Genomic DNA, 12291 nt, shown 5'->3' with positions numbered 1-12291 from the left:
TCATGCATTCGTCCACATCGTGGCTGGCAAGACCCTTTCGTGAACGTGCGACGCAGCTCTTCCTGGGTATTCTGCTGGCGTCTCTGGCAACGGTGACGCTGCTCAACCTGGCCTTGCCGGCGGGGCATCCGCTGCATGTCTCGACCTATACCGTGACGCTGCTCGGCAAGTACCTGAGCTATGCCCTGCTGGCGGTGGCCGTGGACCTGGTGTGGGGCTATCTGGGCATCCTGAGCCTGGGCCACGGGGCCTTCTTCGCCCTGGGTGGCTATGCCATGGGGATGTACCTGATGCGCCAGATCGGCGACCGGGGCACCTACGGCGACCCGGTACTGCCGGACTTCATGGTCTTCCTCGACTGGGACAGCCTGCCCTGGTACTGGCTGGGCTTCGACATGGCCTGGTTCGCCTTCCTCATGGTGCTGCTGGCGCCGGGCCTGCTGGCCCTGGTGTTCGGCTTTCTAGCGTTCCGTTCACGGGTCACCGGGGTGTACCTGTCGATCATCACCCAGGCGTTGACCTTTGCCCTGATGCTGGCCTTTTTCCGCAACGAGATGGGCTTCGGTGGCAACAACGGCCTGACCGACTTCAAGGAGCTGCTGGGCTTCGACCTGAGAAGCGACGCCACCCGGCTCGGGCTGTTCCTTGCCACCGGGATCGCTCTGGCGCTGGGCTATGTGCTGTGCCGGGCCATCGTCGCCAGCAAGCTGGGCCGCGTCAGCGTGGCCACCCGCGACGCCGAGGCACGAACGCGCTTCCTCGGCTACCGCGTCGAGCGCTTCCAGCTTTTCATCTTCGTGGTCTCGGCGATGTTGGCCGGGGTGGCCGGTGCGCTCTATGTGCCCCAGGTCGGCATCATCAACCCCAGCGAGTTCTCGCCGATCTTCTCGATCGAGATCGTGCTCTGGGTGGCGCTGGGTGGGCGGGCCACGCTCTATGGGGCGGTCATCGGGGCGATTCTCGTCAACTACGCCAAGACAGTCTTCACCGGGGTAATGCCCGACGCCTGGCTGTTCGCTCTCGGTGGCCTGTTCGTGCTGGTCACGGTGCTGCTGCCCAAGGGCATCGCCGGCTTGCTCGCCTATCGCGTGAACCCCCAGCGTTCTGCGCGCAAGCCCGATGATCCATCCACGTCTCCCCGGGAGGTCTCCGCATGAGTTTCCTGCAATCCCTGACCGATCGCGAACGCGTCTTCGACTTCCTGATCCCCGCCAGCTCGCCGGTGGATGTTCGCCATGGTCCGATCCTCTATCTGGAGGATGTCACCGTCAGCTTCGACGGCTTCAAGGCCATCAATGACCTGAACCTGACCATCGACGACGGCGAACTGCGTTGCATCATTGGCCCCAATGGGGCGGGCAAGACCACCATGATGGACATCATCACCGGCAAGACGCGCCCCGATCGCGGCTCGGTGTGGTTCGGCAGTCGTCACAACCTGCTGGCCATGAACGAACCCGACATCGCCAGCCTCGGTATCGGGCGCAAGTTTCAGAAGCCCACCGTCTTCGAGGCGCTGACGGTGTTCGAGAACCTGGAGCTGGCCATGGCGGCCGACAAGCGCATCCTGCCCACGCTCACCGCCCGCATGACCGGCGAGACTCGCGATCGCATCGAGGAGGTGCTCGTCACCATCGGCCTGACCGAGCTACGCCAGCGTCCGGCGGGTATCCTCTCCCATGGACAGAAGCAGTGGTTGGAGATCGGCATGTTGCTGATGCAGCGTCCGCGGCTGCTGCTGGTGGATGAGCCGGTGGCAGGGATGACCGAGCAGGAGATGGAGCGCACCGCGGAGCTGCTGACGGGGCTGGCCGGCAAGGGCAAGCAGTCCGTGGTGGTCGTGGAGCACGATATGGGCTTCGTGCGCTCCATCGCCCGCACGGTGACGGTGCTGCATCAGGGCAGCGTGCTGGCCGAGGGCAGCATGGATCAGGTCTCTAATGACCCGAAGGTCGTCGAGGTCTACCTGGGTGCCGACCCCGACGAGGAGGCCGCCTGATGCTGACGATCGACGGGCTCAACCAGTTCTACGGCGAGAGCCACACGCTGTGGGATCTCGACCTGAGCGTGCCGACCGCCGAATGCACCTGTGTGATGGGTCGCAATGGCGTCGGCAAGACCACCCTGATGAAGTCGATCATGGGCGAGGTATCGCTCGCCTCGGGCAGCATCCGCTATGCCGATGATATCGAGCTGACCAGGCGTCGAGTGGAGGAGCGCTCGCGACTGGGCATCGGCTACGTGCCCCAGGGTCGCCAGATCTTTCCCCTGCTCACCGTGGAGGAGAACCTGCGCACCGGCCTGGCGGCACGGGCGGATGGGCTCAAGCGAATCCCATCGCGCGTCTATGAGCTCTTTCCTGTCCTCGACGAGATGAAACATCGCCGTGGCGGGGACCTCTCCGGTGGGCAGCAGCAGCAGCTGGCGATCGGTCGGGCGCTGGTGCTTGAACCACGGTTGCTGATTCTCGACGAGCCGGGAGAGGGGATCCAGCCCAATATCGTGGCCCAGATCGGCGCCGTCATTCGCCGGCTGATTCAGGAGGACGGGCTCAGCGTGCTGCTGGTGGAGCAGAAGCTGCCCTTCGCCCGCCAGTATGCCGACCGTTTCATGATCATGGACCGGGGACGCCCCATGGCAAGGGGCAGTATCGATGAGCTCTCCGATGCGTTGATCAAGGAGCACCTGACGGTCTAGGCTGCGCAGCGCCGAGCGCCGAGCGCCGAGGCGCCGAGGCGCCGAGGCGCAAGGAGCAAGGAGCAAGGAGCAAGGAGCAAGGAGCAAGGGCACCTGCGCATTTTTGGAGCGATCGCCCGAGCGACTGCACCTGGAGGGAGCGTCGAGGGGTGGCGGTTGCACCCCAATGAGACAGGGTGGTTCTTCTTCAAGCGCTTGCCCTCTCTCTCAAGTCGCTGACTTTAATAGAAAAACCTCAAGCTTCCCCATTCTGGTACATCCCTTGCTGTTAGTTGGGCAGAGAACCCTGGCTATGAGCTGCCCATGACCGCCTTCGAGACCTCCCTTGATGCCCCCTTGCCGAACGATTCCGGCCATCGCTTTGATGACGGGCGTCATTGGGCGGCCTCTCTCGAGCTCGGCTTCGAAATTCGTGAGGGGGTGACGCGCATGACGCGGTCTCGACACCGGGGCCCGCTGCGCGTTCAGCGTCCTTTTCATCCTGAAGAGCGCCCCGCGGAAGGCCGTCCCGGTGCCTGCCATGTCTACCTGCTGCATCCCCCCGGCGGCCTGGTCAGCGGCGATGCCTTGTCGATCGGTGCCAGGGTCGGTGCCAAGGCCCATGCGCTGTTGACCACGCCCGCGGCCAACAGGCTCTACAAGGCCGACAGTCACGGGGTGGCCTGGCACCAGCACACCCGCCTTCATGTGGCCGCCGAGGGGGTGCTGGAGTGGCTGCCCCAGGAGACCTTGGCCTTCGACGGCTCCTGCGGCGAGCAGGTCACCGAGATCGCGCTCGAGGGCGATGCCCGCTGCCTGGGCTGGGAAGTGATGGCGCTGGGTCGCCCGGCAAGTGCCTTGCCCTTTGCCAGCGGGCGCATCGAGCAGCGCTTCCGGCTGACCCGTGATGGTCGGCCACTATGGCTGGAGCGCCAGCCCTTGGATCCTGCCCATCCGCGTTTCCTGGGGCGCTGGGGACAGGGTGGGGCCACCGTGCAGGCCACCTTGTGGGCGGTGGGGCTAGCGGACGAACACGAGGCCGTCGAGGCCCTTCGCGAGACGCTTGGTGTCTCGATCTGCTGGGCAGTTACCACACGCCAGGGGGTGCTGCTGCTGCGCTACCTGGGCCAGGAGCGCAACGAGGCCTGGGACCTGTGTCGCCGTGCCTGGGAAATCCTGCGGCCACGGTTGATTGGCTTGCCGGCGCATACGCCGCGGATATGGCTGACTTAGGAGGCCGTGCAGGAACCCTGCTTGCAGAGCGATGGCGGGGAGTTGCAATCGCCGTGCAAGCACGGCTCCTACAAGCGATGGCTTAGTCAGGAAATCGCCGTGTGGGTCGAAGCGTCGAACCGACGGCTCCTACAAGCCGCGTACTGACTGCGGCGCAAATATTCAAAGACGTGAGGACGCCATGGAACTGACCCCCAGAGACAAGGACAAGCTGCTGCTCTTCTCGGCAGCCCAACTGGCTGAGCGACGTCGCGCGCGGGGCCTCAAGCTCAACTATCCCGAGGCGGTGGCACTGATCAGCTTCGAGATACTGGAAGGCGCCCGAGACGGGCGCAGCGTCGCCGACCTAATGAGCTTTGGCCGCGAGATCCTGACCCGTGATGACGTCATGGCGGGCGTGGCCGAGATGGTCGACGAGGTGCAGGTCGAGGCGACCTTTCCCGATGGCACCAAGCTGGTCACCGTCCACGAGCCCATAGTGTGAGGAGTGCGCCATGATTCCCGGCGAATACCAATTACAGGACGGTGAGATCGAACTGTGCGCGGGTCGCGAGCGGATTACCGTCACGGTCGCCAATACCGGCGACAGGCCGATCCAAGTCGGCTCCCACTACCATTTCGCCGAAGCCAATCCCGCCCTGACCTTCGAGCGCGAGCGGGCGCTGGGCTATCGGCTCGATGTGGCCGCCGGCACCGCGATCCGTTTCGAGCCTGGCCAGAGTCGCGAGGTCACGCTGATTCCCTATGTGGGCCGCCGCCACATCTACGGCTTTCGTGGTGCCGTCATGGGCTCGCTGTCTACCGCGCCGCCTTCTAATGCGCCCGAGGCCACGCAAGACGTGCGACCCCCGCAACCCGGTGACTTGGATCAGGGAGAGCCCTCATGAAGATCAGCCGTCAGGCCTATGCCGACATGTATGGCCCCACCGTGGGCGACCGGGTGCGCCTCGGCGACACCGAGCTGTGGATCGAGGTGGAGCGCGACGCCACCCACTATGGCGATGAGGTGAAATTCGGCGGTGGCAAGGTGATTCGCGATGGCATGGGACAGAGCCAGCGCCACGACGCGGCGGTCATGGATACCGTGATCACCAATGCCCTGATCCTCGACTGGTGGGGAATCGTCAAGGCCGACGTAGGGCTCAAGGGGGGCCGCATCGCCGCCATCGGCAAGGCCGGCAACCCCGATACCCAGCCCGATGTGGAGATCGTGATCGGACCCGGCACCGAAATCATTGCCGGGGAGGGCAAGATTCTCACCGCGGGAGGCATCGATGCGCATATCCACTTCATCTGCCCCCAGCAGGTGGAGGAGGCGCTAATGAGCGGCATTACCACCATGCTGGGCGGCGGGACCGGTCCGGCCACGGGGTCGAATGCCACCACCTGCACGCCCGGCGCGTGGCACCTGGGCAAGATGCTTCAGGCCGTCGACGACCTGCCGATGAACATCGGCTTTCTCGGCAAGGGTAATGCCAGCCTGCCCGAGGCGCTGGAGGCCCAGCTCGAGGCCGGGGCCATGGGCCTCAAGCTCCATGAGGACTGGGGGACCACGCCGGCCTCCATCGACAACTGCCTTACCGTTGCCAACGCCTACGACGTCCAGGTGGCGATCCACACCGATACCCTCAACGAGTCGGGCTTCGTCGAGGATACCCTGGCGGCCTTCAAGGAGCGCTGCATCCATACCTACCACACCGAGGGCGCCGGAGGAGGGCATGCGCCGGACATCATCACGGCGTGCGCCAAGGATTACGTGCTGCCCTCGTCGACCAACCCGACGCGGCCTTATACCGTTAACACCATCGATGAACACCTCGACATGTTAATGGTCTGTCATCACCTGGATCCGAGGATTCCCGAGGACGTCGCCTTCGCCGATTCGCGCATCCGCCGCGAGACCATCGCCGCCGAGGATATCCTCCACGATTTAGGGGTGATTTCGATGATCGCCTCGGACTCCCAGGCCATGGGCCGCGTCGGCGAGGTGGTGTGCCGCACCTGGCAGACCGCCCACAAGATGAAGGTGCAGCGTGGTCTGCTATCCGAGGACGAGGCCCTGGGGGCCGACAATGTCCGGGCCAGGCGCTATATCGCCAAGTACACCATCAACCCCGCCATCACCCACGGCATCAGCCATGAGGTCGGGTCCATCGAGGTGGGCAAGCTGGCCGACCTGGTGCTCTGGAAGCCGGCCTTCTTTGGCACCAAGCCGGCGCTGATCCTCAAGGGAGGCATGATCGCCGCTGCGCCCATGGGCGACCCCAACGCTTCGATCCCGACACCCCAGCCGGTCCACTACCGCCCCATGTTCGGCGCCTTCGGCCGTGCAGCGAGTCAGACACGACTGACCTTCGTCAGCCGGGCGGCGCTCGACGCGGGGATCGGGGAACGGCTTGGGCTGCGCAGCTCGCTCAGCGCCTGCCGCGATGTCAGGCAGGTCAGGAAGGGCGACATGAAGCTCAACGCGGCCTGTCCCGAGCTCTCCGTGGACCCCCAGACCTATGAAGTACATGCCGACGGTGAGCTGCTGACCTGCGAGCCGGCCACCGAGCTGCCGTTGGCGCAGCGCTACCACCTGTTCTAGCGCGCCTCCGGCGCAAGCTGTAAGCCGAAAGCGGGAAGCTGGAAGAAAAAATCAGACGGCCCCCAGCCGGAATGTCCGAGGAGCCAAGAGAATGATGCTGAAACTGACAGAACGCCTGGGCCCCATCGCGGCGGACCAGACCACCGATAGCCTGACGCTGCCCTACGAGCGGCGTGTGCTGGGCCGCCTCAAGGCGACGAGCGATAGTGGGCGCGAACTCGGACTGTTCCTGGACCGTGGACCGGTGCTGCGGGATGGAGAGGGATTGCGCGCGGAAAGCGGCGAGGTGGTGCGCATTCGTGCTGCCGTCGAGCCGGTGGTCACCGCCCGCATTGCCGCCGGGCTGCCACTGGCACGACTGGCCTACCACCTGGGCAATCGGCATGTGCAGCTGGCGCTAGGCGATGATGCGCAAGGCGGGTATGTGCGTTTCCCGCCGGATCATGTGCTCGAGGAGCTGGCCGAACGCCTGGGGGCCAACCTCGAGCACCATGACGCGCCTTTCGATCCCGAGCCCGGTGCCTATACCCAGCCGGGCCAAGGCCATTCTCATGAGCACCATCATGCCCACGCCCATCAGCATCATGGACATTCCCATGCCCACTGAACCGGCAAGCGTGGAGCTGGGCGACGATCTGGCGCTTCTGGGGCTCTTGCAGCTGGTCAGCCCGGCCCTGCCCATCGGCGCCTTTGCGTTTTCCCAAGGGCTGGAGAGTGCCTTCGAGCTGGGCTGGGTGACCGATGAGGCCACCCTGGGCGAGTGGCTCGAGGGGGTGCTGGAGGATGGCCTGACCCGCTGCGAACTGCCGGCGCTGGCGCGCCTTCACGTCGCCTGGGGCAAGAGCGATGTCGCCGCGCTGGACGAGTGGGATACCTGGCTCGCCGCCAACCGCGAGACCGCGGAGCTGGCCGCGGAGGACAGCCGGCTGGGCGCCTCGCTGTCGCGACTGTTGGGGAGTCTCGGCCTCTTGCCCGTCGCCTCGGCGCTGCCGGCGAACGCCGGCTATGTGACCGTCTTCGCCTGGACGGCATACGCCCGAGGCGTTTCCACTCGCCAGACATTGCTTGGTTTCGCCTGGGCCTGGCTGGAAAACCAGCTGGCCGTTGCCTGCAAGGCGTTGCCGCTCGGCCATACCGCCGCGCAGCGTCTGGTGGAACGGCTGCGACCGGCGCTGGTGTCCGCCGTGGACGAGGCGCTGATGCTCGAGGATGACGCACTGGGCCCGGCGCTTCCCGGCCTGGCGCTAGCCAGCGCGCTGCACGAGACACAATATTCGCGGTTGTTCAGAAGCTAGCACCTGAAAAGGCCGGGCGATCACTGGCGAATCCACCTCGCGCGGCCGCTGGCACTCCGGCCGAAGCGACGTGGTCGATCTTCAGGGAAGAAGATCGAGACGACCCGTCCGGGGAAAGCCGACACAGGGATGTGCCGTCTTTCCGACCGCGGGAGTCCGGCCGGAGCGCCAGGGTTTCGGACGTGTGGCGTGGTGAGTCCAGTGAGTCGGCCGCGCCGACAGGATAACGACGAAAGAGTGCATGAGGAGAAACGACATGACACATTGCCTGCGTATCGGCGTCGGCGGCCCGGTGGGCTCCGGCAAGACGGCCCTGCTCAAGCAGCTCTGCCGGGCACTGCGCGATCACTATGATATCGCCGTGGTCACTAACGACATCTATACCCGAGAGGACGCCGACTTCCTGCTCAAGCACGAGGCGCTCCCCGCAGATCGCATTCTCGGCGTGGAGACCGGCGGCTGTCCTCACACCGCCATCCGCGAGGACGCCTCCATGAACCTGGCGGCCATCGACGAGCTGCAGGAGCGCCATCCGGACCTGGAGCTGGTGCTGGTGGAATCCGGCGGGGACAACCTCTCGGCTACCTTCAGCCCAGAGCTTTCCGACCTGACCCTCTACGTGATCGATGTCTCCGCCGGCGACAAGATCCCGCGCAAGGGCGGCCCAGGCATTACCAAGTCGGATCTGCTGATCATCAACAAGATCGATATCGCCGAGCAGGTCCACGCCTCGCTGGAGGTGATGGACCGCGATTCCCGCAAGATGCGCGGCCAGCGTCCCTTCGTCTTCACCAACCTCTATGACGGCGTCGGGTTGGAGGAGATCATCCGCTTTATCCTCGATCGGGGCATGCTGCCGGAGCGCCGGCCGCCCGAGCAACTGACAGCGTCTGCCACCGCCTGACCTCATCCCTTCACCTGATCCGGGAGACCCCTCCATGAACCTTCGCTTCTCTTCCCTCACCGGTGCCGGACTCTCGGCAGCCGCCATGCTGCCGACCACGGCAGCCCTGGCGCACTCGGGACATGGTGCCCCGCCGGTGCATGCCCATACCGGCAGCCCCTCGATGCTGGTCGTGCTGGGGATCGTCGCCCTCGGCGTGGCCTCTCTGGCGGGGCTGGCACGGCTGATCCTGCGACGCCGCCGACTGCGCCGTCAGGACTGAGCCTTCCCGGCACGCGCTCCTCTGCACCCGGCTTCGGCCGGGTGCACTGCTTTTTGGAAGGCTTGTCGCTATGCTGGCCGTCGACGTCACCCCTGAGGTGGCATGAAGTACGAGGGCGTCATGGACGGCAGACAGACAGCAGGGCAGGGGAGGCGACGAATGTGGCCATGGATCGTGATGGCGTTGCTGGTGGCCTGGGCCGGCATGGGCGCCTGGCAGCGCTACAAGCCGTTACCCGAGGGCGTGTCTCATGCCTTTCCGGAACGCCTCGCTGCCGAGGTGCGTTTTCTTGCCGATGAGACCTGGTATGGCCCGTCAGGCGAGCGTCACACCCGGCGGCAGATCTTCGACGAGGTGCTGGCGATGATCGGCCAGGCTCGGCGCCTGGTGGTGCTGGACATGTTCCTCTTCAACGACTTCGCTGGGGCCGCCGACGGCCAGGCATTCAGGCCGCTGTCGGCGGAGGTGACCGATGCGCTGATCGAGCAGAAGCGCCGTTACCCTGATCTGGTGGCGGTGGTGATCACCGACCCGCTCAACACCTTCTACGGGGGTCTCGAGCTTGATCATCTCCAGGCCCTGCGCGAAGCCGGTGTCCGGGTAGTGATCACCGACCTGAATCGGCTGAGGGCCTCCAACCCGCTCTGGTCCGGGGGGTGGCACCTGGGCCCACGCTGGCTCGGCAACGGCAGCCAAGGGGGCTGGCTGCCCAATGTCCTGGGGCCGGGGCGGGTGTCCTTGCGAAGTTACCTGGCGCTGCTCAACTTCAATGCCAACCACCGCAAGACCCTGGTGGTGGACCACGGCGATAGCTGGGCGGGATTGGTCACCTCCGCCAACCCCCACGATGCCAGCAGCCTGCACGGCAACGTGGCGTTGCGCTTCGAAGGCGCGGCGGTACTCGATCTGCTCGCCTCCGAACGTCCTGTGGCGAACTGGTCGGGGGTGAGCCTGGCGGGGCCGATGCCGGTCGATAACCGGAGCGAGCTACCCGAGAAAGCCAGGCTGCAGGTGCTGACCGAGGGCGCCATCCGCGATGCCTTGCTGGCGGCCATCGAGACCAGCGGCGAGAGCGATCGGCTGGATATCGCCGTCTTCTATCTGGCGCATCGCGAGGTGATCGACGCCCTGGTGGCTGCCAAGGGCCGCGGGGTGTCGCTGCGCGTGCTGCTTGACCCCAACCGCGATGCCTTCGGGCTGGATAAGGGCGGGATCCCCAACCGTCCCGTGGCCCGCGAACTTCATGACGCCGGCATTGACGTGCGCTGGTGCGTCAGCCGTGGCGAGCAGTGCCACAGTAAACTGCTGCTGCGCCGCCCGGCCGAACCCGACGGCGAGGCCGAGATGCTCCTCGGTTCGGCTAACTTCACACGACGCAATCTGGATGACCTCAATCTGGAGACCAGCGTGCGCCTGGTGGGCCCCGTGGAGACGTCGGCCCTGCGTGATGGCATGGCCTTCTTCGAGCGACGCTGGCACTCGTCGCCGCAGCGCATCACCAGTCAGCCCTTCGAAGCCTTCGATGACGCCACGGCCTGGCAGCGAGTGCGCTATCGGTTCATGGAAGCGACGGGGCTTTCCACCTTCTGAAGACCGATGGTTGGCCGCTCGACGAACATGAAGGGCCTATTCGACATGCGTCACGACCTGATGGCGCGGGTCGATGTGCCAGGGCAGGCCGAGGCGGGCATTACGCTCGAGCTCGGCGATCACCTGAGCCCCGAGCAGCAGGATGATGGCGCCCACCTCCAGGCTCAGCAGCACCACGATCAGGGTGGCCAGGGAGCCGTAGACGGCGTTGACGAAGGAGATATTGGCGAAGTAGTAGACCAGCATCAGCCGCACTCCTTCCCACAGCAGGGCGGCGACCAGTCCGCCTACCACCGCCCGGCGCAGGGCGACCTGCACGACCGGCAGGAACTTGTAGATGGCGCTGAACAGCAGGAAAACGCCGAGGAAACTGGTCAGGTTGAGCATCGGCCCCGAGAGGCCGGCGAGCGGCAATTCGCGTTCGAATAGCGCCAGCCACAGGGCGTTGAGCGAACTGGCCAGGGTCACCAGCAGGGTCAGGGCCAGCAGGCCGGCGCCCAGCACCAGCATGAAGGCATAGGGCAGCAGCACCGACACCCAGACACTGCGCCCCGGGTGTTGAGCGTCCGGGGCATGGAAGATGATCGCCAGGGCATCCTCGAGCATGCGAAAGGCGAAGGAGCTGAAAAGCAGGAGCACAGGAAAGCCCAGGATGCCGATCACGTCGCGGGAATCGAGCAGGGTCCGGACCGCATCGAGCAGGATCTCGGCGTGGGCGGGCGCCAGGTGGCGGGCCTGAATCGAAAGCACCTCGAGCAGCCGTGCCTCGTCGACCACGCCGGCCAGCAGCACCACCATCAGGGCGAACAGTGGCACGATCGAGAGCAGAATATTGTAGCCTACGCCCCCGGCCAGCAGAATGCCGCGGTTGCGCAGGAAGGCACACAGCACGCGCCACAGGAAACGCAGGATGCGTGGCAGCAGGGTGAAGATCAGACGTCGTGTGCGAACGGTCGGTGAAGCCATCGGAGCTGCCATGCCAAAGGACTTGCGTCATCATAGGCGCATCCAGCGTCGTCGGGTCAAACCGTGCCCGATGACGTTTTCGTTCGAAATGATTGAATTCACAAGGAGAGAGTCATGGATCCGGATTCCCGGCCCGCACGCAAGACCCGACGTGGCCAGCTTGAGCGGCGCTTCGAGGCCTTTCTCTGGCACTCACGCCTGATGGTGCTTATGGCCGTGGTGCCGGCGCTGCTGGGGGCCCTGGTGCTGTTTATCATTGCCAGCCTGGATATTCTCGCGGTACTGGCCGATACCTGGCGCCATTACCTGGGCGGGGGAGCCGACATCCACAAGAGCGTGGTCACCGATATCATCGTCGCCGTGGATATCTACCTGATCGCCCTGGTGCTGATGATCTTCGGTCTCGGGGTCTACAAGCTTTTCGTTTCGCGCATCGAGCCCGCCGAGGGGCGCGACCCCCAGCACCCCTTCAACGTCAGCTCCCTCGACCAGCTCAAGGACAAGATCGCGCGAGTGGTTATCCTGGCCGTGATCATCGAATTCTTCCGAGCCGTGGTGGGTATCAGCTTCGAGACTCCGCTCGATGCCATCTATCTGGCGCTATCGGTGCTGGCCCTGGCCCTCGCCCTCTACCTGATGGCGCTGGCGCACAAGCAGGAGTAATTCGGGCAGCTTTTTGCGCGGCGCGTCATGGCATCCATGGCAGCCATCGGATGGCATGTCGCTATCGCCCGACGCATAATGCGCTCCCCGAATTCCCCCCTCCACGACGAGACAC

The 12291-nt window shown here is 65.2% G+C and carries 13 protein-coding genes and 1 pseudogene; 13 read left to right on the top strand and 1 reads right to left on the bottom strand.

The annotated features are described in order from the left end of the window. Positions 1–2: 2 nt before the first annotated feature. The 12 genes and pseudogenes from urtC (at position 3) to FHR95_RS01570 (ending at position 10547) form a co-directional block, all read left to right on the top strand. A complete protein-coding gene (urtC, locus tag FHR95_RS01625; RefSeq protein ID WP_183313107.1) occupies positions 3–1157 on the top strand; it encodes an urea ABC transporter permease subunit UrtC in 1155 nt (384 codons plus the stop codon). Continuing rightward, on the top strand, positions 1154–1999 hold the full coding sequence (urtD, locus tag FHR95_RS01620; RefSeq protein WP_183313106.1) for an urea ABC transporter ATP-binding protein UrtD: 846 nt from the start codon (positions 1154–1156) through the stop codon (positions 1997–1999). The genes urtC and urtD overlap by 4 nt, the downstream gene beginning before the upstream one ends. After that, positions 1999–2697 carry an urea ABC transporter ATP-binding subunit UrtE gene (gene urtE / locus FHR95_RS01615; RefSeq protein ID WP_040186391.1) on the top strand — a complete coding sequence of 233 codons (699 nt, stop codon included), beginning with the start codon at positions 1999–2001 and terminating at the stop codon, positions 2695–2697. The genes urtD and urtE overlap by 1 nt, the downstream gene beginning before the upstream one ends. A 303-nt stretch (positions 2698–3000) precedes the next feature. Then, a complete protein-coding gene (locus FHR95_RS01610; RefSeq protein WP_183313105.1) occupies positions 3001–3909 on the top strand; it encodes an urease accessory protein UreD in 909 nt (302 codons plus the stop codon). A 181-nt stretch (positions 3910–4090) separates the two neighbouring features. Further along, positions 4091–4393 carry an urease subunit gamma gene (locus FHR95_RS01605; RefSeq protein WP_040186392.1) on the top strand — a complete coding sequence of 101 codons (303 nt, stop codon included), beginning with the start codon at positions 4091–4093 and terminating at the stop codon, positions 4391–4393. A 10-nt stretch (positions 4394–4403) separates the two neighbouring features. Continuing rightward, a pseudogene (locus FHR95_RS01600) lies at positions 4404–4706 on the top strand (urease subunit beta); the annotation flags it as partial. A gap of 86 nt (positions 4707–4792) precedes the next feature. After that, positions 4793–6496 carry an urease subunit alpha gene (gene ureC, locus FHR95_RS01595; protein ID WP_183313103.1) on the top strand — a complete coding sequence of 568 codons (1704 nt, stop codon included), beginning with the start codon at positions 4793–4795 and terminating at the stop codon, positions 6494–6496. Positions 6497–6590: 94 nt separating this feature from the next. Next, a complete protein-coding gene (ureE, locus tag FHR95_RS01590) occupies positions 6591–7103 on the top strand; it encodes an urease accessory protein UreE (RefSeq protein WP_183313366.1) in 513 nt (170 codons plus the stop codon). Continuing rightward, positions 7093–7791, top strand: a complete 699-nt coding sequence (locus FHR95_RS01585; protein ID WP_183313367.1) for an urease accessory protein UreF — start codon at positions 7093–7095, stop codon at positions 7789–7791. Before ureE ends, FHR95_RS01585 begins: the two co-directional genes overlap by 11 nt. A 256-nt stretch (positions 7792–8047) precedes the next feature. Then, on the top strand, positions 8048–8695 hold the full coding sequence (ureG, locus tag FHR95_RS01580) for an urease accessory protein UreG (protein WP_183313102.1): 648 nt from the start codon (positions 8048–8050) through the stop codon (positions 8693–8695). A 34-nt stretch (positions 8696–8729) separates the two neighbouring features. Continuing rightward, a complete protein-coding gene (locus tag FHR95_RS01575) occupies positions 8730–8957 on the top strand; it encodes a hypothetical protein (protein WP_183313101.1) in 228 nt (75 codons plus the stop codon). A 159-nt stretch (positions 8958–9116) separates the two neighbouring features. After that, the gene (locus FHR95_RS01570; RefSeq protein ID WP_183313100.1) at positions 9117–10547 is read left to right on the top strand and encodes a phospholipase D family protein; all 1431 of its coding nucleotides are present in this window, start codon (positions 9117–9119) and stop codon (positions 10545–10547) included. 36 nt (positions 10548–10583) lie between these two features. Here the strand turns inward: FHR95_RS01570 and FHR95_RS01565 are convergent, their stop codons facing one another. Further along, positions 10584–11513, bottom strand: a complete 930-nt coding sequence (locus FHR95_RS01565) for a YihY/virulence factor BrkB family protein (RefSeq protein WP_246378294.1) — start codon at positions 11511–11513, stop codon at positions 10584–10586. Between the two features lie 114 nt (positions 11514–11627). Here FHR95_RS01565 and FHR95_RS01560 point away from each other — a divergent pair, with 114 nt between their 5' ends. Further along, positions 11628–12176, top strand: coding sequence for a YqhA family protein (locus tag FHR95_RS01560; protein ID WP_040186399.1), 549 nt, complete (start codon positions 11628–11630; stop codon positions 12174–12176). The last annotated feature ends 115 nt before the right edge of the window (positions 12177–12291 follow it).

The sequence above is a fragment of the Halomonas fontilapidosi genome (genome assembly GCF_014192285.1).
Lineage (GTDB): Bacteria > Pseudomonadota > Gammaproteobacteria > Pseudomonadales > Halomonadaceae > Halomonas > Halomonas fontilapidosi.
The sequence above is the reverse complement of the archived record's forward strand: the minus strand, read 5'-3'. Positions and strand labels throughout refer to the sequence as shown.

Excerpts from the sequence above, each read along its gene's own strand:
- FHR95_RS01610 (WP_183313105.1), top strand. The coding sequence starts at position 3,001 with ATGACCGCCTTCGAGACCTCCCTTGATGCCCCCTTGCCGAACGATTCC.
- FHR95_RS01560 (WP_040186399.1), top strand. The coding sequence starts at position 11,628 with ATGGATCCGGATTCCCGGCCCGCACGCAAGACCCGACGTGGCCAGCTT.
- urtE (WP_040186391.1), top strand. The coding sequence starts at position 1,999 with ATGCTGACGATCGACGGGCTCAACCAGTTCTACGGCGAGAGCCACACG.
- FHR95_RS01575 (WP_183313101.1), top strand. The coding sequence starts at position 8,730 with ATGAACCTTCGCTTCTCTTCCCTCACCGGTGCCGGACTCTCGGCAGCC.
- ureE (WP_183313366.1), top strand. The coding sequence starts at position 6,591 with ATGCTGAAACTGACAGAACGCCTGGGCCCCATCGCGGCGGACCAGACC.
- FHR95_RS01570 (WP_183313100.1), top strand. The coding sequence starts at position 9,117 with ATGTGGCCATGGATCGTGATGGCGTTGCTGGTGGCCTGGGCCGGCATG.
- FHR95_RS01565 (WP_246378294.1), bottom strand. The coding sequence starts at position 11,513 with ATGGCTTCACCGACCGTTCGCACACGACGTCTGATCTTCACCCTGCTG.
- ureC (WP_183313103.1), top strand. The coding sequence starts at position 4,793 with ATGAAGATCAGCCGTCAGGCCTATGCCGACATGTATGGCCCCACCGTG.
- urtC (WP_183313107.1), top strand. The coding sequence starts at position 3 with ATGCATTCGTCCACATCGTGGCTGGCAAGACCCTTTCGTGAACGTGCG.
- FHR95_RS01605 (WP_040186392.1), top strand. The coding sequence starts at position 4,091 with ATGGAACTGACCCCCAGAGACAAGGACAAGCTGCTGCTCTTCTCGGCA.
- FHR95_RS01585 (WP_183313367.1), top strand. The coding sequence starts at position 7,093 with ATGCCCACTGAACCGGCAAGCGTGGAGCTGGGCGACGATCTGGCGCTT.
- ureG (WP_183313102.1), top strand. The coding sequence starts at position 8,048 with ATGACACATTGCCTGCGTATCGGCGTCGGCGGCCCGGTGGGCTCCGGC.
- urtD (WP_183313106.1), top strand. The coding sequence starts at position 1,154 with ATGAGTTTCCTGCAATCCCTGACCGATCGCGAACGCGTCTTCGACTTC.